Source organism: Caballeronia sp. ATUFL_M2_KS44, assembly GCF_023630965.1.
Classification (GTDB): Bacteria; Pseudomonadota; Gammaproteobacteria; order Burkholderiales; family Burkholderiaceae; genus Caballeronia; species Caballeronia concitans.
Map to the genome: position 1 here is coordinate 139497 of NZ_JALQEA010000016.1, position 21822 is coordinate 161318.

Sequence of the window (21822 nt, forward strand, 5' to 3'; positions counted from 1 at the left end):
AGAGAGGGCGCGCCCTGATCGGTCCGACCATCTACACCGCGCGGCTTTGCGAGATGCGCGTATTCGCGTGCACGGCGCTGTGCTTGAGCAGCACCGGCGTCAGTTCGCCCGCCACGCGCATGCTCGACACGACGACCGTGCGCACGCCGCTGCCGTCGGTGAGTTGGCGCAGCGTTTCGCGCGTGGTCGCGCGCGCCTCGATGCGCGGTTCGATCACGATGAAACCGCGGCAATGCGCGCCGAGCGCCGCGCGATGCGTGCGCAGCCAGGCGGCGCGCAGGCGGAAGTCGTCGGCGGTTTCGTCGTCGGCATGTTCGGCGACGATCACGAACGGCGTCGCGAGCGCGAGCAGCCGGCGCATCTGCGCGGCCCAGGCGAAGGCGAAGCCCGGCTGGATCGCGCGGCGGCGCAGTCGGACGAGCGGGAAGCGGCTGGCGTCGAACTGTTGCGAGTCGAGCGCGAGCGGGGGATTCGTGGCGAGATCGGCGTTCACAGCGGTTTCGGGCTCCAGTGATTCAGGGCGGCGATGAGGCTCGGCCAGTGCGAACGCCGCGGCACGACGCGCTTCTGTTTCGACGCGCGCGGCGGCCGGCGCTCAGCCTGCGCTTGCGTTTCGGCGGCGGGCGCGGCGGCCCACGCGCGGCGCGTGGTCTCGAGCACCTTCGCGGCGTTCACGGCGATGGCGCGGCCTTCTATCGCATCGCACGCGCCGTACGCCTTGTTTCTCGAATCGTTCGTCATGTCGGGCGTCCTCTGGATACATCTCACGGACGATTGTATTGAGAATCATTCTCAATAACAAGCGGGATTTTGCCCGAGTGGAGGATGTGCGGCGAGATGGCGCGGAAAGCGCCGTGAGGGTCAGACGCGCGCTTGCAGGAAGCGCCCGAGCACGCCCGACGAATACGCCCCGGCGAGCGCCGTCAGGAATTCCACGAACGAGACGGGCGCCGCCGCGTCCGCCGTATCGGAAATCGTGCGCACGACGGCGCACGGCACGCCATGCTCGTAGCAGACCTGCGCGAGCGCCGCGCCTTCCATTTCGACGGCGAGCGCATCCGGCAACGCATCGCGCAACGCAGCTACCGCATCGTGGCTCGCGATGAAGCGATCGCCGCTCACGATCAGCCCGCGATGCACGCGCGGCGCCGTCACCGCGAAACGTTCGGCGAGCGCATCGGCCTCCGTTTCGACGAACGCGCGCGCCGCAGCGGCGAGCGCATCCGAGAGCGAACCGTCCGCATCGAAACGCGCGCGCGCGAGCAGCGGCACCTCGTAGCGCGGAAAAAGCGGCGAGGCGTCGAGATCGTGCTGGAGCAAGGCATCGGCGACGACGATATCGCCCACGCGCACATCGCGATGCACGCCGCCCGCCACGCCGGTGAACACGATCGCATCGGCCTCGAACACGTGGATGAGCGCGCTCGCCGTGGCCGCCGCCGCGACCTTGCCGATGCGCGCGAGCGTCACCACGACGCGAACGCCGTGCGCCTCGCCGACGTGATATTCGCGCTGCCCGAGCGTGACCGTGCGCACGTCGCCGACGGTGCGCATCTGCGCGATGAGATCGCCCAGTTCCTGCGGCAGCGCCGCCATGATCCCGAGCCGCTTCATTCGACGGCTTGCAGTTTCGCGACCGCCAGCGCGAGCCATTTCTCGCCGTGGCGCTTGAAGCGCACTTGCGCGCGCGCATCGCCGCCTGCCCCTTCGAGCGCGATCACGGTGCCTTCGCCGAACTTCGTGTGGAAGACGGCCTGACCGACCTTGAAGCCGCCTTCCGCCGCGCGCTGCTCGTTCGCGAACGACGGCAACGCCGCGCTCGCGCCCTGGTCGCGCGCATAGCCGGACGAACCGCCGCGCTCCTGCCCCGGCCGCGCGAACCAGTCGCGGCCCCAGCCGGCGTTGTCCGAGCGTCCGCCCCAGCGCGCGCCCGGCTCGACCTTCGGCGTGAGCCACTTGAGCGAGCCTTCCGGCAGTTCGTCGAAGAAACGCGAGCGGATGTTGTAGCGCGTCTGCCCGTGCAGCATCCGGCTTTGCGCGAACGACAGATACAGCCGCTCCTTCGCCCGCGTGATGGCGACATACGCGAGCCGCCGCTCTTCTTCCAGCCCGTCCGATTCCTGCGCGCTGTTCTCGTGCGGGAAAAGCCCTTCCTCCAGCCCGGTGATGAACACCGCCGTGAATTCCAGCCCCTTCGCGGCGTGAACCGTCATCAGTTGCACGGCGTCCTGGCCGGCTTGCGCCTGGTTGTCGCCTGCTTCGAGCGATGCATGCGACAGGAAGCCCGCGAGCGGCGTCATGGTGTCGGGATTCTGCGCGGGATCGGCGATGCCGGGCGCATCCAGCACTTCGATTTCGCCGTCCTCGCTGACGATTTCCGGCACGGCCGTCGCGCCCGGACGCAGCGGAATGGAACGCGCGGGCGTGTCCAGTCCGTAGCCTTCTTCGGAAACGAACGCCGCCGCCGCGTTCACGAGTTCCTGCAAGTTCTCCAGCCGGTCCTGCCCTTCGCGCTCCGTCTCATAGAACGCCGCGAGACCGCTTGCGCGCACGACGTATTCGACCGTTTCCGGCAGGCTCATCTGCTGCGTTTCGGCGCGCATCTTCGCGATGAGCGTGGCGAACGCCCCGAGGCTCGATCCCGCCTTGCCGGTCACATACGGCACGGCGGCGGCCATCGAACAGTTGTAGAGACGCGCCGCGTCCGCGAGTTGTTCGATGGAACGCGCACCGATGCCGCGCGTCGGGAAATTGACGACGCGCGCGAACGCGGTGTCGTCGTTCGGGTTGTCGATCAGGCGCAGATACGCGAGCGCGTGCTTCACTTCCTGACGCTCGAAGAATCGCAGGCCGCCATACACGCGATACGCAATGCCCGCGTTCACGAGCGTATGTTCGATCGTGCGCGACTGCGCGTTGCTCCGGTACAGCACCGCGATTTCGCCGCGCGCGAGTCCCGTGTTGATGAGCGCCTTGATTTCCTCGACGATCCACCCCGCTTCCTGCGAATCGGTCGCGGCTTCGTAGACGCGCACGGGTTCGCCGTGGCCCGCGTCGGTGCGCAGGTTCTTGCCGAGCCGCCGCGAATTGTTCGCGATCAGGAAGTTGGCCGTATCGAGAATATGGCCGTGCGAGCGATAGTTCTGCTCCAGCTTGATGAGATTGCGCACGCGGAACTCGCGCTCGAAGTCGTGCATGTTGCCGACGTTCGCGCCGCGAAACGCATAGATGGATTGATCGTCGTCGCCGACCGCGAAGATCGCGTTGTGCTCGCCCGCGAGCAGCTTCAGCCACGCGTACTGCAGCTTGTTCGTGTCCTGAAACTCGTCGACGAGAATGTTGCGAAAGCGCGCCTGATAGTGCGCGCGCAGCGGCGGATTGTGCGCGAGCAGTTCATAGCAGCGCAGCAGCAGCTCCGGAAAATCGACGACGCCTTCGCGCTGGCACTGCTGATCGTAAGCCTCGTACAGCTCGACGAACTTGCGATTGAAGTTGTCGGTCGCGTCGACATCTTTGGGGCGCAGACCCTGTTCCTTCGCGTTGTTGATGAAGTACTGCAGGTTCTTCGCCGGATACTTTTCGTCGTCGACGTTCAGGCCCTTCATGAGCCGCTTGATCGCGGAAAGCTGGTCGGCGGTATCGAGAATCTGAAAGGTCTGCGGCAGGCCCGCGTCGCGATAATGCGCGCGCAGCATGCGGTTGCACAGGCCGTGGAACGTGCCGATCCACATGCCGCGCGTGTCGATGGGCAAGAGCGCGGACAGCCGCGACAGCATTTCGCGCGCGGCCTTGTTCGTGAACGTGACGGCGAGAATAGTCGGCGGCGACGCATAGCCCTGCTGGATCAGCCACGCGATGCGCGTGATGAGCACGCGCGTCTTGCCGCTGCCCGCGCCCGCGAGGATCAGCGCGGGCTCGTTGGGCAGCGTCACGGCGGCGAGCTGTTCGGGATTCAGATTGGCGAGTAAATCGGGCATGGGGAATTAGGGACGCGGGTGAGGCAGAAGGCGGCCGACCATTATAAGACCGCGCCGATGGCGGCGTTCGGGCCTATGCCGTCCGGCCGAAGGCGCAATTCATCCGATGGAGCCTTGGCGAACCTTATAATTGGGGATTCCCCGCACTTTTTCACGCATTTTTCGGCAGATTTCACGATGAGCGACAACACGCTTGCGAAGAGCTTCGAGCCTCAAAACATCGAGTCCCAGTGGGGCCCGGAATGGGAAAAGCGCGGTCTCGCCGCGCCCACTTTCAAGGAAGGCGCCAGGAATTTCTCCATTCAGCTTCCGCCGCCGAACGTCACCGGCACGCTGCACATGGGCCACGCGTTCAACCAGACCATCATGGATGGCCTGACGCGCTATCACCGCATGCTCGGCGAGAACACGCTGTGGGTGCCGGGCACGGACCACGCGGGCATCGCGACGCAGATCGTCGTCGAACGTCAGCTCGATGCGCAAGGCATCTCGCGCCATGATCTCGGCCGCGAGGAGTTTCTGAAGCGCGTGTGGGCGTGGAAGCAGGAATCCGGCTCGACCATCACGGGGCAAGTGCGCCGGCTCGGCGCGTCGATCGACTGGTCGCGCGAATACTTCACGATGGACGACAAGATGTCCGCCGCCGTGCGCGACGTCTTCGTCACGCTCTACAAGCAAGGGCTGATCTATCGCGGCAAGCGCCTCGTGAACTGGGACCCGGTGCTCGGCACCGCCGTGTCGGATCTCGAAGTGGTGAGCGAGGAAGAGAACGGCAGCCTGTGGCATATCCAGTATCCGCTGCCGGACGGCTCCGGCCATCTGACGGTCGCGACCACGCGCCCCGAAACCATGCTCGGCGACGTCGCCGTGATGGTGCATCCGGAAGACGAGCGTTATGCGCACCTGATCGGCAAGACGGTCGTGCTGCCGCTGTGCGATCGCGAAATTCCCGTCATCGCCGATGACTACGTGGATCGCGAATTCGGCACCGGCGTCGTGAAGGTCACGCCCGCGCACGATTTCAACGACTACGCCGTCGGCCTTCGCCACAAGCTGCCGCAGATCGAAATCCTCACGCTCGACGCGAAGATCAACGACAACGCGCCGGAAAAGTATCGCGGCATGGACCGCTTCGATGCGCGCAAGCAAGTCGTCGCGGACCTCGAAGCGCTCGGCCTGCTCGATTCCGTGAAGCCGCACAAGCTGATGGTGCCGCGCGGCGATCGCACGGGCGTCGTCATCGAACCGATGCTCACGGACCAGTGGTTCGTCGCCATGACCAAGCCCGCGCCGGATGCCACATTCGGCACGTTCAATCCGGGCAAGTCGATCACGGAAACGTCGCTCGAAGTCGTGCGTAACGGCCAGATCAAGTTCGTGCCGGAGAACTGGACCACGACTTACTATCAATGGCTCGAAAACATCCAGGACTGGTGCATTTCGCGTCAGTTGTGGTGGGGCCACCAGATTCCCGCGTGGTACGGCGAGAACGGCGAAATCTTCGTCGCGAAGAGCGAAGAAGAAGCGCGCGCCGAAGCCGACGCGCAAGGCTACAAGGGCGCGCTCAAGCGCGATGAAGACGTGCTCGACACGTGGTTCTCGTCCGCGCTCGTGCCCTTCTCGGCGCTCGGCTGGCCGAACGAAACGCCTGAACTGAAGGCGTTCTTGCCGTCGTCGGTGCTCGTGACGGGCTTCGACATCATCTTCTTCTGGGTCGCCCGGATGGTGATGATGACCACGCATTTCACGGGCAAGGTGCCCTTCGACACCGTCTACGTGCACGGCCTCGTGCGCGACGCCGAAGGCCAGAAGATGTCGAAGAGCAAGGGCAACACGCTCGACCCGATCGATATCGTGGATGGCATCGATCTCGAATCGCTCGTCGCCAAGCGCACGACCGGCCTCATGAACCCGAAGCAGGCCGCGCAGATCGAGAAGAAGACGCGCAAAGAGTTTCCCGATGGCATTCCGTCGTTCGGCACGGACGCGCTGCGCTTCACGATGGCGTCGATGGCCACGCTCGGCCGTAACGTGAACTTCGATCTCGCGCGCTGCGAGGGGTATCGCAACTTCTGCAACAAGCTCTGGAACGCCACGCGCTTCGTGTTGATGAATTGCGAAGGCCACGATTGCGGCTTCTCGAAACCCGGCGCGTGCGAACCGGGCGATTGCGGCCCCGGCGGTTATACGGATTTCTCGCAGGCGGACCGCTGGATCGTCTCGCTCTTGCAGCGCGTGGAAGCGGATGTCGAGAAAGGCTTCGCGGATTATCGTTTCGACAATGTCGCGAGCGCGATCTACAAGTTCGTGTGGGACGAGTACTGCGACTGGTATCTGGAACTCGCAAAGGTGCAGATCCAGAACGGCACGCCCGAGCAGCAGCGCGCCACGCGCCGCACGCTGCTGCGCGTGCTGGAAACGGTGCTGCGCCTCGCGCATCCGATCATTCCGTTCATCACCGAAGCGCTGTGGCAGAAGGTCGCGCCGCTGACGGATGCGTATCCGGCGGGCGCGAAGGAAGGCGAAGCATCGATCATGACGCAGCCGTATCCGCGCGCGGAAGCGAAGAAGATCGATGAATCGTCGGAACAGTGGGCCGCCGAACTGAAGGCGGTCATCGACGCATGTCGTAATCTGCGTGGCGAAATGAATCTGTCGCCCGCGGTGAAAGTGCCGTTGCTCGCGCACGGCGACGCGGCGCGTCTTTCCACGTTCGCGCCTTACGTCGCGGCGCTCGCGCGTCTTTCGGAAGTGAAGATCATCGACGACGAAGCCGCGCTCGACAAGGAGGCGCACGGCGCACCGGTTGCGATCGTCGGCACGCACAAACTGGTGCTGAAAGTCGAGATCGATGTCGCCGCCGAACGCGAGCGTCTCACGAAGGAAGTGGATCGGCTCAAGGGCGAAATCGTTAAATGTAACGGCAAGCTCGGAAATGAAAGCTTTGTTTCAAAAGCGCCGGCGGCTGTCGTTGATCAGGAGCGCAAAAGGCTGGCAGAATATGAGACCACCATCGAGAAGCTCCAGGCGCAATTATTGCGGCTGCCCGCTTGAACCGGAGTTTTATACCGACTCCCGTTGAGCCGAATCGCTCGAAGTTCCGGATGTTTAACAGGATCAGGGTTATCACATGCTAAAAGTTACCAAAGCAGTTTTCCCGGTTGCGGGTCTCGGTACGCGGTTTCTTCCCGCGACGAAGGCCAGCCCGAAGGAAATGCTGCCGGTCGTCGACAAGCCGCTGATTCAATACGCGGTGGAAGAAGCCATGGCCGCCGGCATCACCGAAATGATCTTCGTGACGGGCCGCAGCAAGCGCGCCATCGAAGATCACTTCGACAAGTCGTATGAGATCGAGGCCGAGCTCGAAGCGCGCGGCAAGGAAAAGCTGCTCGAACTCGTGCGCAGCATCAAGCCGAGCCATGTCGACTGTTTCTACGTGCGTCAGGCCGAAGCGCTCGGTCTCGGCCACGCAGTGCTGTGCGCCGAAAAGCTCGTCGGCGACAACCCGTTCGCCGTGATCCTCGCGGACGACTTGCTGTACGGCAAGCCGCCCGTGTTGACGCAGATGATCGAAGTGTTCGATCACTATCACAGCTCGGTGATCGGCGTCGAAGAGATTCCGCCGGAAGACACGAAGTCGTACGGCGTGATCGACGGCAAGGAATGGGAAGACAACATCGTGAAGCTGTCGGGCATCGTCGAGAAGCCGGAGCCCTCGGTGGCGCCGTCGAATCTCGGCGTGGTCGGCCGTTATGTGCTGAAGCCGCGCGTGTTCGATCACATCCGCGCGCTGAAGCCGGGCGCGGGCGGCGAACTGCAACTGACGGACGCGATTCAATCGCTGCTGTCGGATGAACAAGTGCTCGCGTACAAGTATCACGGCACGCGTTTCGACTGCGGCAGCAAGCTCGGTTATCTGAAGGCGACGGTCGAGTTCGCGCTGCGTCATCCGGAAGTGGCGAAGGACTTCGAAGAATATCTGCGCACGCGCTCGCCGATTCTCGAAGGCTAAGGTTTTCTCCTTCGCCTAAAAAAATGCCCGTCACGAATCGTGACGGGCATTTTGCTTTGTGCCTACTGTTTTTAACGACGCCGCATCAGGAAGATGAACGTCTTGTCCTGCGACGTCGATTCGACGATTTCGTTGCCGGTTTGCCTCGCGAATGCCGCGAAATCGCGCTGCGATCCGGGATCGGTGGCGAGCACTTTCAGAATCTGGCCGCTCGTCATGTCGGCGAGCGCCTTTTTGGCGCGCAAAATCGGCAACGGGCAGTTGAGCCCGCGCGCGTCGACTTCCTTGTGAACTTCCATCGCGATTGAACCTTCCGTGGGCCTGCGTGATTGAGCGCTGCGAAAGCCCGATTTTAACGCAGCGGTCAAAGATCCACCGGACGCCCGCTCGCGTACGCCTCGCCCCCTAGTTGAGAGTTCTCTCGTTCACGCGCCGCGTTCCAGCGACTAGATTGTGCGTTCTGTTCAACGCGCGTTGCGCTGGTCCTATTCGGACGCACGATGTGCTGTATAAAATTTTGTACAATGATCGATGAACGCGAGATTCGCTGGGTCGGCTCGTCCTATGACGACATTCTCGAATTCCCGTCTGCCGCACGGCGCGAGGCGGGTTTTCAGCTTGGCCGCCTTCAGGCCGGACTCGATCCCGAAGACTGGAAGCCCTTCGACGACGTCGGCCCCGGCGTTCGGGAAATCCGCATCAGGGACATCAACGGCATTTATCGCGTGATGTACGTAGCCAAGTTCGAAGAAGCGGTCTTCGTATTGCATTGCTTTCAGAAGAAAACCCAGGCGACGTCGAAGCAGGACAAAGAAATCACAGCGATCCGCTATCGGGCAATCGTCCGCGAAATGCGGGAAAGGAAGGCGCAAACATGAACAAGGTAGACACCAAGGTCCGGCACGTGACGAAACCCGGGGCGAATCTGTTCGCCGACCTTGGCTTCGCGCCCGACGAAGCGCGCCAGTATCAGGCCGAATCGCGGGCGCTCATCGGCCAGACGCTCGTGCTCAAGGAACAACTCATGGACGAGCTTGCGTCGTGGATCGAGGCTCATCATCTGAAACAAGCCGATGCGGCCGAAATTCTGCACGTGACGCGGCCGCGCGTATCCGATGTCGTCAACAAGAAGACGAGCAAGTTCACGATAGACACGCTCGTCGAGATGCTGGCGCGCATCGGCAAGCCGGTCACGATGGTCGTAGGCTGAACGCCGTCATGCGCGGGGGTGCGTGCGGTCAAAGATCCACCGGACGCCCGCTCGCGTACGCCTCGCGAAGCGCGATACCGATGCGCGTCGCTTCCCGCGCATCGTCGAGCGTGAGCCCCGTCGGCGTGCCATCGGCGACAGAAGCGACGAACGCCTGGGCCTCGCGCAAGAACGCATCCTCGAATCGCTCGAAAAAGGTCGGCGTGCACGCGTTGCGCATGCCATGCTCATCCGCGATCTCCACGCGGTTCAACCGCGGATTGCGCCCCACCGACAACGCCCCCGCCGTGCCGATCACCTCGGTCTGCGTATCGTGCCCGTGCGCCATCGTGCGCGATGCGTACAGCACCGCGAGCCGGCCATCGTCGAATTCGACGACGCCCACGCCGTTATCGATATCGCCGCATTCGCGCAAGCCTTCGTGGATCGCGATAGTCCCGCTCGCGAACACGCGCTTCGCACGCGGATTGCCGAGCAGCCAGCGCGCAAGATCGATGTCATGCACGCTGCAATCGAGAAACAGGCCGCCCGATGTCGGTGCGAATCGCACGAAGAAGCCATCGGGATCGTTCTTGTCGCAGGTCTGCGAGCGCACCATGAAGGGCCGGCCGATCGCGCCGCGCGTCATGCTCTCGAACGCATCGCGATAGCTGGCGTCGAAGCGTCGCACGAAGCCGATCATCACGCGCAAATGCGCATGACGCGCGTGCGCTTCGATCACGGCATCGCATTCGGCGAGATCGAGCGACAGCGGCTTCTCGCAAAACACATGCTTGCCCGCGCGCAACGCGGCGATGATCTGCGTCGCGTGCAGCGATGTCGGCGTGACGAGCCACACGGCATCGATCGACGCGTCGGCTAACATCGATTCGTAGTGCGTATGAATCGCCGTCTCGGGAAAATGCGTCTTGGCCCAGTCGCGTTCGTCCTGCACGGGACTGCACGCCGCCGCGAGCCGCGCGCCCGGCACGCGCCACGCGAGGTTTTCCGCATGCCGCCGCCCGAGCCGTCCAAGCCCGACGATGCCCACGCGCACCGCGTTCATGCCGCGTTCTCCCCGAGCCGCACCACGCGATTCTCGCGCCACGAAAGCGTCGCGGCTTCGGCGAGTTCGAGCGCCTTCATGCCGTCGGCGACGGTCGTGCGCACCGGCTTGCCGTGACTGACCGCATCGAAGAAATGCGCCATTTCCAGCGCATACGCCGCGCGATAACGCTCGAGGAAGAACGCCTCGGGCACGTCGCTCGACACGGCCGTCTTCGAGTACGCGGTGACTTCGGTCGGCCGCACGTTGCCCGCCTGCAGCATGCCCGCGCTGCCGAGCAACTCGAAACGCTGATCGTAGCCATACGCCGCGCGCCGCGCCGTGTTGATCTGGCACAGCCGCCCGCGCTTCGTGCGGATGGTGACCGCCGTCGAATCGATATCGCCCGCCTCCGCGATGGCCGGATCGGACAGCACGCTGCCGGTCGCGTGCAGCGTGTCGGCTTCGTCGTCGAGCATCCAGCGGAAGATGTCGAAGTCGTGAATCAGCATGTCCTTGAAGATGCCGCCCGAATGCCGGATGTATTCGACGGGCGGCGCGCCCGGATCGCGGCTCGTCACGATCAGCATTTCCGGATCGCCGATCTCGCCCGCATCGACGCGCGCCTTCAACGCCGAGAACGTCGGATCGAAGCGGCGCTGAAAGCCGATCATGCAGACGACGCCCGCCTGCGCGACCGCGTCGGCGCAGGCGCGTGCACGCGCGAGCGTCAGATCGACGGGCTTCTCGCAGAACACGTGCTTCTTCTGCGCCGCCGATGCGAGTATCAGGTCCGCATGCGTGTCCGTGCTCGAACAGATCACCGTCGCGCCGATGGACGCGTCGCCCATCGCGCCATCGACATCGGCGACTTGCGCGCCGTGTTGCTGCGCGAGCGCGGCGGCCGCCTCGCGGTTCACATCGACCACGTATTTGAGCCGCACGCCCGGCTGCCGCGCCAGATTCGCCGCATGAATCCTGCCGATGCGCCCCGCTCCGAACACCGCCACGTCAATCGTCATAGCCGCTTGTCTCCCTGGATTCCTCGACGTTCAATTCGAGCCGATACGCGAGCGCGATGAACAGCGCCTGGCACAGGCAGATGGTGCTCGTCAGCGAGCGAAACGCGAACGCGCTGCCCTCCTTCACGAGCAGGCTGGCGCTCGCATGTCGCGCGAGCGGCGAAAGCTGGCTATCGGTGACGACGAGCGTCTTCGCGCCGTGATGCTGGGCCGCGCGCACGCAATACTGCGTCTCCTTGCCGTAAGGCGCGAAGCTGATCGCGATCACCACATCGCCCTTCTTCACGCTGCGAATCTGCTCGTGAATCATCCCGCCGATGCCCGACACGAGATGCACGCGCTTCTTCGTATGCCCCAGCGCATACACGATGTAACTCGCCACCGCGAACGACCGGCGCACGCCGATCACGTAGATGTTCTCCGCCTGCTGAAGCATTTCGACGGCGGCTTCGAACTGCGCATCGTCGAGGCCGGCTTCGAGTTCGTCGAGCCCCGCGCGGCTCGCCGCGATGAATTCGCGCGCCACCGATACGCCCGACGCCTCGCCCGCTTTCTCGTCGATCAGTTTGCGGATGCGCTGCTGATAGCTCTGCGACGCGCTGCCGCCCGTGTACGCCTGCCTGAACACCGCCTGCAAGTCCGAAAAGCCCGAGAAGCCGAAGCGCTGCGCAAACCGCACCACCGCCGACGGATGCACGCCGCACGACGCGGCGATGTCGCTCGTGCGATCCATCATCACGCTCGGCCGATGCTGCTCGATATACGTCGCCACGCTCTTCAACTGGCGCGGCAAGGAGTCGTACGCATCGGTGATCCGCTGCATCAGTTCGTCGACGCCGGGTGCGTCGGTGCTGGTTTCATCCTGCATGGGAAGCTCGTGTCGTCGGCGTTCGAAATGAGCGCCAGTGAAGCGATTATAGGAAGGCCGCAAGCAAATTGGAATGCATTTTCTATTTGTCGCACCGATGAAATACCTATTGCAGGTCGCCGAAAACTGACCTAATCTCGGTCGTGAGCACGATGCATCGACTTGCGGTCTGTCCACGGCTCGCATCGGCTCGCACGAGATCACACCGAACAACAACCGAGATAGGTGGAGACGATGATCCTTTGCAACGGTCGGGCCGCGCTGCGCGCGCTGGCGGCTGCTGCTGCGTTGTGCAGCGCCGCGTTGTTGACGACGTCCACCGCGCACGCCGCGCCGGACGCCAGGTTTGTGCTCATCAGCCACGCGCCGGACTCGGACTCGTGGTGGAACACCATCAAGAACTCGATCAAGCAGGCCGACGAGGACTTCAACGTGCAGACCGACTACCGCAATCCGCCCAACGGCGATATCGCGGACATGGCACGTCTCATCGAGCAGGCCGCCGCGCGCAACTACGACGGCGTGATCACCACCATCGCGGACTTCGACGTGCTGAAGAGCGCGCTCAACAAGGTCACCGCGAAGAAGATTCCACTGGTGACGATCAATTCGGGCACCGAGGAGCAAAGCGCGCAACTCGGCGCGATCATGCATGTGGGCCAGCCCGAATACGTCGCGGGCAAGGCGGCGGGCGAGAAGGCGAAAGCGGCCGGCGTGAAGTCGTTTCTGTGCGTGAATCACATTGCGACCAACACCGTTTCCTTCGATCGATGCAAGGGCTTCGCGGATGCGCTCGGCATCGACTACAAGGCATCGACCATCGATTCGGGACAGGACCCGACCGAGATTCAATCGAAGGTATCGGCGTATCTGCGCAATCATCCGGATACGCAGGCGATCCTCACGCTCGGACCGACGCCCGCCTCCGCGACGCTCAAGGCCGTTGCGCAAATGGGCCTGCAAAACAAGATCTATTTCGTGACGTTCGACTTCTCCGACGACATCGCGAAGGCGATCAAGGACGGCACGATCAAGTTCGCCATCGATCAGCAGCCGTATTTGCAGGGCTATATTCCGGTCGCGGTGCTGGCCATCGCGAAGAAGGAGCACACCACCGATCCCGCGAAGATCCGCCAGATTCTCGAAGCGAACCCGAAGTTCAAGGCGCGCCTCGAAACCTACGGCCTGCAGCCTTCGTATGGGCCGAAGAACATTCGGTCGGGACCGGGCTTCATCACCAAAGAAAATCTCGACAAGGTCGTGAAATACGCCGGGCAGTATCGCTGATGCGCGGCTGACCTTCTTCGGGCGGCATCGGTTCGAAACACGCCGCGCCGCCCGCGTTTCTCTCTTCATCGGCTCTTGCTGCGTCCCACGCGCGGACGCGGCAGGCGCGCACGCATCCCTCGCGTATCCGTACGGTATTGCAATGCATTGTCGATTCAAGGAGCCATCATGGGCGTAGCCGGCAAGCACTATCCTCCACACGCGAACCCTCAGCAGGACAACGCTGATTCCGCAACGGACAGGGACAAGCCGTCGGACGAACGCGTGCGCCGGCAATCGTGGTTCGGCCATCTGTTGAATCGCCCGGAATTCGCCGCGATTTCAGGCACCGTGCTCGTGTTCCTCGTGTTCGGCTTCGGCGCGGGATCGTCGGGCATGTTCAATCTCGACGGCGTGATGAACTGGTCGCAAGTGGCCGCGTATCTCGGCTTGCTCGCGGTCGGCGCGTGCCTCTTGATGATCGCGGGCGAGTTCGACTTGTCCATCGGTTCGATGATCGGCTTCGCCGGCATGATGGTCGCGTTGCCATCGGTCTATTTTCATTGGCCGATATCACTTGCGATTCTCTTCGCGTTCGTCGCATCGATGCTGCTCGGCGCGCTCAACGGCTATCTCGTGATGCGCACGCGCCTGCCGTCGTTCATCGTGACGCTCGCGTTTCTCTTCATTTTGCGCGGCCTGACGCTCGCGCTCTCAATCATGTTCGCGGACCGCACGATCATCTCCGGCGTCGGCGATCTCGCGCAAAAGGACTGGATTGCGGACACGCTCTTTCATGGCGTCGCGCTGCATGGCTTCTTCACCTGGCTCGCGCACATGGGCGTCGGCACCTTGCTCGATAGCGGCCAGCCGCTCGTGCCGGGCATCCCGAAGGTCATTCTCTGGTGGCTCGCGCTCGCCGCGATCGGCGCGTTCGTGCTCGCCAAGACGCGCTATGGCAACTGGATACTCGCGGTCGGCGGCGATGCCAACGCCGCGAAGAACGTCGGCGTGCCGGTCAAGCGCGTGAAGATATCGCTCTTCGTGCTCACTGCGTTCTGCTCGTGCCTCTTCGCGGTGCTGCAAGTGTGCGATATCGGATCGGCGGCGGCGGATCGCGGCCTGCAAAAAGAGTTCGAAGCGATCATCGCGGCCGTCATCGGCGGCACGCTCCTGACGGGCGGATACGGCTCGGTCGTCGGCGCGTGCTTCGGCGCGCTCATCTTCGGCGTCGTTCAGATCGGCATCACTTATACGAACGTGAGTTCCGACTGGTTCCGCGTGTTTCTCGGCGTGATGCTCCTGATCGCCGTGCTCTTCAATCATTACGTGCGCCGCCGCGTATCTCAGGCGCAATGAGGAGAAGACCATGAACGACGACACCATTCTCGCGCTCGAAAACGTCAGCAAGTTTTTCGGCAAGGTGATCGCGCTGAACGGCGTGACCTTGCGGCTCAAACGCGGCGAAGTGCACTGCCTGCTCGGCGATAACGGCGCGGGCAAGTCCACGCTCATCAAGACGCTCGCGGGCGTGCATGCGCCCTCTTCCGGCGAATATCTCGTCGATGGCAAGCCCGTGCATTTCGAGTCTCCGAAAGAAGCGCTCGATCTCGGCATCGCGACGGTTTATCAGGATCTCGCGCTCGTGCCGCTGCTGTCGGTCGCACGCAATTTCTTCATGGGACGCGAACCGAGAAAGACACGCTTCGGCATCCTTAAGGTTTTGGACCTGGACCTGGCCGCTGAAACCTCGCGCGCGAAGCTCGGTGAAATGGGCATCAACGTGCGCGATCCGCATCAGCCTATCGGCACGATGTCCGGCGGCGAGAAGCAATGTCTTGCCATTGCACGTGCCATTCACTTCGGCGCGCGCGTGCTGATTCTCGACGAGCCGACCGCCGCGCTCGGCGTGAAGCAGAGCTTCAACGTACTCAAGCTGATTCACAAGGCGCGCGAGAAAGGCATCTCGGTGATCTTCATCACGCATAACGTGCATCACGCGTACCCCATCGGCGATTCATTCACGCTGCTCAATCGCGGACGTTCGATGGGCACCTTCACGAAGGACACGATCACGAAGAACGAAGTGCTCGACATGATGGCGGGCGGCGCGGAAATGCAGAAGATGATCAGCGAACTCGAAGGCGCGACGATATGAGGACGGCAGCCATGTCAGCACAACAACCATCACGCTTCGCGGCGAATCGCACGCGCGACATCGTGTGTCTCGGGCGTCTTGCCGTCGATCTGTATGCGCAGCAGGTCGGCGCGCGGCTCGAAGACGTGTCGTCGTTTGCGAAGTATCTCGGCGGATCGTCGGCGAACATCGCGTTCGGCTGCGCGCGATTGGGACTGAAGTCGTCGATGCTCGCGCGCGTCGGCAACGACCACATGGGCCGCTTTCTGACCGAAACGCTCGATCGCGAAGGCTGCGACGTGAGCCACGTTCGCATCGATCAGGACCGGCTCACGGCGCTCGTGCTGCTCGGCATCGAAGACCGCGATACGTTTCCGCTCGTGTTCTATCGCGAGAACTGCGCGGATATGGCCGTGGACGAAAGCGATTTCGACGAAGCGTATATCGCGTCGTCGAAGGCGTTGCTCATCACCGGCACGCACTTCTCGACGGAGCAAGTGAACCGCACGAGCCGCCGTGCGCTGGAATACGCGCGGCGCAACGACGTCCGCACGATCCTCGACATCGATTATCGGCCGGTGCTGTGGGGACTCACGGGCAAGGCGGATGGCGAGACGCGCTTCATCGCGAATGAAGGCGTGACCGCGCATTTGCAGCGCATTCTGCCGCTCATCGATCTCGTGATCGGCACCGAAGAAGAGTTTCGCATCGCGGGCGGCAAGGATCGTTTGATCGATGCCCTCGCGATGGTGCGCGCCGTGACGCACGCCACGCTCGTCGTGAAGCGCGGGCCGCTCGGCTGCTCGATCATCGAAGGCGCGGTGCCCGCTTCCATCGACGATGCGCCCGTTCACGGCGGTGTCGAAGTGGAAGTGCTCAACGTGCTCGGCGCAGGCGATGCGTTCGCGTCGGGCTTTCTCTCGGGATGGCTGCGCGACGAACCGCTCGAAGCATGCGCGCGCGCGGCGAATGCATGCGGCGCGCTCGTCGTATCGCGGCACGGCTGCGCGCCCGCCATGCCGACGCCCGCCGAACTCGACTACTTCCTCGAAGCTGCACGGCAAGATCCGGCACGCATGCGCCGCCCCGATCGCGATGCGACGCTTGCGCGGCTGCATCGCGTGAGCCCTGCGCGCAAGCAATGGGACGAAGTGCTCGGCTTCGCGTTCGATCATCGCAATCAGTTCTTCGAGTTGGCGCAACAGGCGGGCGCGAGCGAAGCGCGCATCGCGACGCTCAAGGGCTTGTTCGTCGATGCCGTCGCGCAAACGGAGAAGCAACTGGGACTTGCAGGACGCATCGGCGTATTGATCGATGACCGCTACGGACAAGATGCGCTCAACGCGGCGACGGGACGCGGCTGGTGGATCGGCAGGCCGGTGGAGTTGCCGGGTTCGATGCCACTCGTCTTCGATCATGGCCGCTCGATCGGCACGACGTTGATCGAATGGCCGCGCGAGCATGTCGCGAAGTGCCTCGTTCACTATCACCCGGATCATCCGCATGACGTGCGGCTCGAACAGGAAGCGCAGTTGCGCGCGCTCTACGATGCCGTGCAGGCGAGCGGCCACGAGTTGCTGCTCGAAGTGATCGTGCCGAAGAACGGGCCGCCTGCGGACGAAGACACGGTTTATCGCGCGTTGAAGCGCATCTATAACCTCGGGATAGTCCCGGAATGGTGGAAGCTCGAACCAATGAACGCGAAGCAATGGCAAGCGATCGATGCGCTCATCGGCGAACGTGATCCGTATTGCCGTGGCGTCGTGCTGCTGGGCTTGTCGGCGGGCGTCGATCAGTTGCGCGAGGGCTTTCGCGCTGCGGCGTCATCGAAGACATGCAAGGGCTTCACCGTCGGCCGCACCATTTTTCATGAGCCGAGCCAGGCGTGGCTTGCACGCGAGATCGACGATGACGAACTCATCGCGCGCGTGCGCCGCACATTCGAAACCTTGATCGCAGCATGGCGCGAGGCGCGTGCATCGTCGCATGCGCCCGCCGACACCACTCAGGAGCAAGCCGCATGAACGTCGTCAGACTCACCGTTGCGCAAGCGCTCGTGCGCTATCTCGCGGCGCTGCGCACGGATAACGGCGAGCCGCTTTTCGGCGGCGTGTTCGCGATCTTCGGGCACGGCAATGTCGCGGGCATGGGCGAAGCGCTGTATCGGCATCGCGAGACGTTGCCGACGTATCGCGCGCACAACGAGCAGGCGATGGCGCATAGCGCGATCGCGTGTGCGAAGGCGCATATGCGACGCCGCATGATGGCCGTGACGACATCCATCGGTCCCGGCGCGACCAATCTCGTGACCGCGGCGGCGCTCGCGCATGTGAACCGCTTGCCCGTGCTCTTGCTGCCGGGCGATATCTTCGTCTCGCGCGCGCCCGATCCCGTGTTGCAGCAAGTGGAAGATAATCAGGATGGCGAAACATCAGCAAACAATGCGTTGAAAGCCGTATCGCGATACTTCGATCGCATCGTGCATCCGGCGCAATTGCTGAGCGCATTGCCGCGCGCGATCCGCGTGCTCACCGATGCAGCCTCTTGCGGTCCCGTCACGCTCGCGTTGCCGCAAGACGTGCAGGCAATGGCCTACGACTACCCTGCTTCGTTCTTCGAGCCGCGCACGATCGAGTTTCACGCGCCCGCTGCATTGCCGCGCGAGATCGAACGCGCCGCCGCGATGCTGCGTGAATCGCGCGAGCCGTTCATCGTGTCGGGCGGCGGCGTGCTCTATGGCCTCGCGAGCGATGCATTGCGTGACTTCGCGCACAAGCACGGCATTCCGGTCGCGGAAACGCAGGCGGGCAAAGGCGCGCTTGCATGGGACGATGCATTGAACGTCGGCGGCATCGGCGTGACGGGATCGTCGTCGGCGAACGAGCTTGCGCATGCAAGCGATTGCGTGCTCGCCGTCGGCACGCGCCTGCAGGACTTCACGACGGGATCGAACACGCTCTTCTCAGAGGCACGGCTCGTCGCGATCAACGCGAATCCATTCGATGCGCTCAAGCAGAACGCGGCCGCCATCGAAGCCGATGCGCGTCTCGCGCTCGATGCGCTTTCGCAAGCGCTCGGCGACTGGCGCGCATCGCCGCAATGGACGACACGTGCGCATCGCGCGGCGAACGACTGGCGCGAGACCGTCGCGCATGTCACGAACATGCCTGTGCCCGATGGCCGGCTGCCGCGCGAAGCGGATGTCATCGGCGCGGTGCAGCGTTCCGACGATGCTTCGCCCGCGGGCGATATCGTCGTGTGCGCAGCAGGCACCTTGCCCGCCGATCTGCAGAAGCTGTGGCGCACGAGCGCGCCGGGCGGCTATCACGTCGAATATGGCTACTCGTGCATGGGCTATGAAATTGCCGGCGGCGTCGGCGTGAAGCTTGCGCTGCCCGAGCGCGAAGTGATCGTGATCGTCGGCGACGGCAGCTATCTGATGATGAATAGCGAACTCGCCACGTCCGTGATGCTGGGCGCGAAGCTGATCGTCGTGCTGCTCGACAATCGCGGCTATGGCTGCATCAATCGCTTGCAGCAGGCGTGCGGCGGCGTACCGTTCAACAACCTGCTCGACGATTGCAAGCAAGGTTCGCTCGGCGCACCGCGTATCGATTTCGCCATGCACGCACGTTCGATGGGTGCGCTTGCAGAGCACGTCGCTAACATCGACGAATTGCAGGCTGCCATGAAGCGCGCGCGTGCGGCGGACCGCAGCTATCTGATCTCCATCGATACCGATCCCGCACGCACCACCGAAGAAGGCGGATGGTGGTGGGAAGTCGCGGTGCCGGAAGTATCGGATCGCGATGCGGTCATGTCGGCGCGCGCCGACTATGAACGCGCCGTCAAGGCGCGCAACGGCATTCACGACTAGTCGAGGACGAACATCATGCCCTTGCACGTGCGCATCGGAATCAATCCCTTGTCGTGGATGAACGACGACTTGCCTTCGCTCGGCGGCGAAACGCCTTTGTCCGTCGCACTGACCGAAGGACGCGAGATCGGCTATGAAGGTTTCGAACTGGGCAACAAGTTTCCGCGTGAACCGCAAGCGCTGAAGGCGCTGCTCGCGCAATACGATTTAGCCCTTGTTTCAGGCTGGTATTCGGGCAGGCTCGCGCAACGCAGCGCGGAAGAAGAGATCGAAGCGGCCGGTCCGCATCTGGAATTGCTCGCGCAAAACGGCGCGACCGTCATGGTGTACGGCGAAGTCGCGGATTCGATTCAGGGCGCGCCGCGTCCGCTATATCAGCGGCCCCGTTTCTTCTCGGACGCGCGATGGTCGCAATACGCCGAACGTTTGAACCGCTTCGCGGAATACACGCTGTCCAAGGGCGTGCGCGTCGCCTATCATCATCACATGGGCGCGTATGTCGAAACGCCTGCGGACGTGGACCGACTGATGGCATCGACCAGTGATGCCGTCGGCCTGCTCTTCGACGCGGGCCACATCACGTTCGCCGGCGGCGATGCGGTCACCGTGCTGAAGAAGCACATCGCGCGCGTGTGCCATGTGCATTGCAAGGACGTGCGTCCCGAGATCGTGAAGCTCACGCGCAATCGCAACTGGAGCTTTCTCGAAGCCGTGATCAACGGCGCGTTCACCGTGCCGGGCGATGGCGCGGTGGATTATCCGGGCATCATCGCGTGCCTCGCGGAGCATGATTATCGCGGCTGGCTCGTGGTGGAAGCGGAACAGGACCCGGTTATAGCGCCGAGTTATACGTATGCCGAAAAGGGATACCGCACGCTGCGCGCACTCGTCGATGCCACGCAGCCGCACAACTCGAAGGAGGCCGCATGAGCCTGCTAGTGAAAGCATCGCGCGAAGGGCAAACCATCGCGCGCGTCACGCCCGATTCCGCGGGCTGGAAGCATGTGGGTTTCGCCGCGTATCGCCTGGATGCGGGCGATGTCGTGCATGTCTACGATGCGCAGCGCGAAAGCTGCATCGTCGTGTTGACGGGCACGGTGAGCGTCGAAGCGGGCGATGAGCATTGGCCGTCCATCGGCTCGCGCGACAGTGTGTTCGAGGACGCCGCGCCGTACGCGGTGTACGTGCCGCCGAAGCTCGCGGCCATCGTGCGTGCGGAACGCGAATCGGAGATCGGCGTGGCGAGCGCACCGGCGACGGGCGTGTATCCGCCGCGTCTCATCGAGCCGTCGCAGATGAAGCGCTCGACGCGCGGCAAGCATGCAAATACGCGCTACGTCTGCGATATTCTTCCGCAAACCGAGGCCGCCGAGTCGCTGCTCGTGGTGGAAGTGAGGACGCCGGGCGGGCATGCGTCGAGCTATCCGCCGCATAAACATGATCAGGATAACGTACCAAATGAGAGCGCACTGGAAGAGACGTATTATCATCGGCTGAACCCGCCGCAAGGCTTCGCGTTCCAGCGTGTTTATACCGACGAGCGCGATCTCGATGAAACGATGGCCGTCGAGGATCACGACGTCGTGATGGTGCCGCGCGGATATCATCCGGTCGTCGTGCCTTATGGGTACGACAACTACTATCTCAACGTGATGGCCGGCGACAAGCGCACGTGGCACTTCAGGAACGATCCGAAACATGAGTGGATCGTGGAGAGGGATAGCAAGGGGTGACTCACCCCTAAACGTTCCAGGGATCGATGATCTCGATCTCGCACTCCACGAAGTCTTTCACGTTGCGCGTCGCGAGCGATGCGCCTCGCGAAAGCGTCACGGCGGCGATCATCGCATCGAACTGACTGATCGGCTTGCCCGCGCTTCTTCGCGATACGGCGATGCGGGCGTATGCATCGGCTGCATCGCTGTCGAAGTTCAGCACGCGACCTGCGAAGTCTTCATCGAAGATCACCTGAGTCGCGGCCCACAGCGCTTCGCGACGAGCGCCAGCCGGCAACAGGCGAATGCCATAGAAAATCTCGCCACGCGTCACGCTCGTTGTGAACAGCGCGGCGCGCGGCTGGTTTGCGAGCCACGACAACACGCGCGGCTCCGGCGCCGGACGCAGCACTTCCGACAACACGTTGGTATCGAGAACGATCATTCGCCGAAGCCCGACGGATCACGAATCGCATCGCGAGCCGGAAGGCTCAGCTCGACGCCGCCCAACGGCTCGATACGGCGGCGAATGGATTCCACCAGACTCTTGCCCTGCACAGGATCCGTCGATAGCGCGGCCCGAAGAATGTCGCGCGCCTCGTCTTCCATCGAGCGGCCGTGCATGGCCGCCTGATGGCGCAAACGCGCTTCCAGCTGAGCGTCGATGTCGTTGATTATCATGGCGGCCATGTCTGCCTCCGTCCTGCGAATGTT

The 21822-nt window shown here is 63.3% G+C and carries 21 protein-coding genes; 11 read left to right on the top strand and 10 right to left on the bottom strand.

The genetic code is table 11. The annotated features are described in order from the left end of the window. Positions 1 to 31 precede the first annotated feature (31 nt). From NCR39_RS08975 to NCR39_RS08990, 4 genes are all read right to left on the bottom strand, one after another. Positions 32 to 493: a hypothetical protein gene (locus NCR39_RS08975; protein WP_250451871.1), complete on the bottom strand. Its 462-nt coding sequence runs from the start codon at positions 491 to 493 to the stop codon at positions 32 to 34. Further along, positions 490 to 741: a hypothetical protein gene (locus NCR39_RS08980; RefSeq protein ID WP_250451872.1), complete on the bottom strand. Its 252-nt coding sequence runs from the start codon at positions 739 to 741 to the stop codon at positions 490 to 492. Before NCR39_RS08980 ends, NCR39_RS08975 begins: the two co-directional genes overlap by 4 nt. A 120-nt stretch (positions 742 to 861) precedes the next feature. Further along, on the bottom strand, positions 862 to 1614 hold the full coding sequence (locus NCR39_RS08985) for a 5'-methylthioadenosine/adenosylhomocysteine nucleosidase (RefSeq protein WP_250451873.1): 753 nt from the start codon (positions 1612 to 1614) through the stop codon (positions 862 to 864). Then, a complete protein-coding gene (locus tag NCR39_RS08990) occupies positions 1611 to 3977 on the bottom strand; it encodes a UvrD-helicase domain-containing protein (RefSeq protein ID WP_250451874.1) in 2367 nt (788 codons plus the stop codon). The genes NCR39_RS08985 and NCR39_RS08990 overlap by 4 nt, the downstream gene beginning before the upstream one ends. Positions 3978 to 4154: 177 nt before the next feature. Here NCR39_RS08990 and NCR39_RS08995 point away from each other — a divergent pair, with 177 nt between their 5' ends. Further along, positions 4155 to 7031 (top strand): valine--tRNA ligase, encoded by a 2877-nt coding sequence (locus NCR39_RS08995; RefSeq protein WP_250451875.1) that lies wholly within the window; start codon positions 4155 to 4157, stop codon positions 7029 to 7031. A gap of 76 nt (positions 7032 to 7107) precedes the next feature. Beyond that, positions 7108 to 7989 (top strand): UTP--glucose-1-phosphate uridylyltransferase GalU, encoded by an 882-nt coding sequence (gene galU / locus NCR39_RS09000; RefSeq protein ID WP_040051478.1) that lies wholly within the window; start codon positions 7108 to 7110, stop codon positions 7987 to 7989. A 71-nt stretch (positions 7990 to 8060) separates the two neighbouring features. Here the strand turns inward: galU and NCR39_RS09005 are convergent, their stop codons facing one another. After that, a complete protein-coding gene (locus NCR39_RS09005; RefSeq protein WP_040051477.1) occupies positions 8061 to 8288 on the bottom strand; it encodes a sulfurtransferase TusA family protein in 228 nt (75 codons plus the stop codon). Between the two features lie 225 nt (positions 8289 to 8513). On the opposite strand from NCR39_RS09005, the gene NCR39_RS09010 reads away from it, so the two are divergent. Both NCR39_RS09010 and NCR39_RS09015 read left to right on the top strand, forming a co-directional pair. Next, positions 8514 to 8867: a type II toxin-antitoxin system RelE/ParE family toxin gene (locus NCR39_RS09010; protein ID WP_250451876.1), complete on the top strand. Its 354-nt coding sequence runs from the start codon at positions 8514 to 8516 to the stop codon at positions 8865 to 8867. Next, positions 8864 to 9199 carry a helix-turn-helix domain-containing protein gene (locus NCR39_RS09015; RefSeq protein ID WP_250451877.1) on the top strand — a complete coding sequence of 112 codons (336 nt, stop codon included), beginning with the start codon at positions 8864 to 8866 and terminating at the stop codon, positions 9197 to 9199. Before NCR39_RS09010 ends, NCR39_RS09015 begins: the two co-directional genes overlap by 4 nt. A 28-nt stretch (positions 9200 to 9227) precedes the next feature. Here the strand turns inward: NCR39_RS09015 and NCR39_RS09020 are convergent, their stop codons facing one another. The 3 genes from NCR39_RS09020 to NCR39_RS09030 are packed head-to-tail and all read right to left on the bottom strand — an operon-like array spanning position 9228 to position 12113. Next, positions 9228 to 10244 (bottom strand): Gfo/Idh/MocA family protein, encoded by a 1017-nt coding sequence (locus tag NCR39_RS09020; RefSeq protein WP_250451878.1) that lies wholly within the window; start codon positions 10242 to 10244, stop codon positions 9228 to 9230. Beyond that, entirely contained in the window at positions 10241 to 11245 is a 1005-nt protein-coding gene (gene iolG / locus NCR39_RS09025) for an inositol 2-dehydrogenase (protein WP_250451879.1), read from the bottom strand. Before iolG ends, NCR39_RS09020 begins: the two co-directional genes overlap by 4 nt. Next, positions 11235 to 12113, bottom strand: a complete 879-nt coding sequence (locus NCR39_RS09030; RefSeq protein WP_250451880.1) for a MurR/RpiR family transcriptional regulator — start codon at positions 12111 to 12113, stop codon at positions 11235 to 11237. The genes iolG and NCR39_RS09030 overlap by 11 nt, the downstream gene beginning before the upstream one ends. A 234-nt stretch (positions 12114 to 12347) precedes the next feature. Here NCR39_RS09030 and NCR39_RS09035 point away from each other — a divergent pair, with 234 nt between their 5' ends. From NCR39_RS09035 to iolB, 7 genes are all read left to right on the top strand, one after another. Next, the gene (locus NCR39_RS09035) at positions 12348 to 13400 is read left to right on the top strand and encodes a sugar ABC transporter substrate-binding protein (protein WP_250451881.1); all 1053 of its coding nucleotides are present in this window, start codon (positions 12348 to 12350) and stop codon (positions 13398 to 13400) included. A gap of 168 nt (positions 13401 to 13568) precedes the next feature. Next, positions 13569 to 14738, top strand: coding sequence for an ABC transporter permease (locus NCR39_RS09040; protein WP_250451882.1), 1170 nt, complete (start codon positions 13569 to 13571; stop codon positions 14736 to 14738). 10 nt (positions 14739 to 14748) lie between these two features. After that, a complete protein-coding gene (locus tag NCR39_RS09045) occupies positions 14749 to 15537 on the top strand; it encodes an ATP-binding cassette domain-containing protein (RefSeq protein ID WP_250451883.1) in 789 nt (262 codons plus the stop codon). 11 nt (positions 15538 to 15548) lie between these two features. After that, the gene (locus tag NCR39_RS09050; protein WP_250451884.1) at positions 15549 to 17540 is read left to right on the top strand and encodes a bifunctional 5-dehydro-2-deoxygluconokinase/5-dehydro-2-deoxyphosphogluconate aldolase; all 1992 of its coding nucleotides are present in this window, start codon (positions 15549 to 15551) and stop codon (positions 17538 to 17540) included. After that, entirely contained in the window at positions 17537 to 19393 is a 1857-nt protein-coding gene (gene iolD, locus NCR39_RS09055) for a 3D-(3,5/4)-trihydroxycyclohexane-1,2-dione acylhydrolase (decyclizing) (protein ID WP_250451885.1), read from the top strand. Before NCR39_RS09050 ends, iolD begins: the two co-directional genes overlap by 4 nt. Positions 19394 to 19405: 12 nt before the next feature. Then, the gene (gene iolE, locus NCR39_RS09060; protein WP_502800198.1) at positions 19406 to 20323 is read left to right on the top strand and encodes a myo-inosose-2 dehydratase; all 918 of its coding nucleotides are present in this window, start codon (positions 19406 to 19408) and stop codon (positions 20321 to 20323) included. After that, the gene (gene iolB / locus NCR39_RS09065; RefSeq protein ID WP_250451887.1) at positions 20320 to 21126 is read left to right on the top strand and encodes a 5-deoxy-glucuronate isomerase; all 807 of its coding nucleotides are present in this window, start codon (positions 20320 to 20322) and stop codon (positions 21124 to 21126) included. The genes iolE and iolB overlap by 4 nt, the downstream gene beginning before the upstream one ends. A 7-nt stretch (positions 21127 to 21133) precedes the next feature. Here iolB and NCR39_RS09070 read toward each other — a convergent pair whose 3' ends face one another. Then, positions 21134 to 21553 carry a type II toxin-antitoxin system VapC family toxin gene (locus NCR39_RS09070; RefSeq protein WP_250451888.1) on the bottom strand — a complete coding sequence of 140 codons (420 nt, stop codon included), beginning with the start codon at positions 21551 to 21553 and terminating at the stop codon, positions 21134 to 21136. Then, positions 21550 to 21798 (bottom strand): FitA-like ribbon-helix-helix domain-containing protein, encoded by a 249-nt coding sequence (locus NCR39_RS09075; protein ID WP_250451889.1) that lies wholly within the window; start codon positions 21796 to 21798, stop codon positions 21550 to 21552. Before NCR39_RS09075 ends, NCR39_RS09070 begins: the two co-directional genes overlap by 4 nt. Positions 21799 to 21822 lie beyond the last annotated feature (24 nt).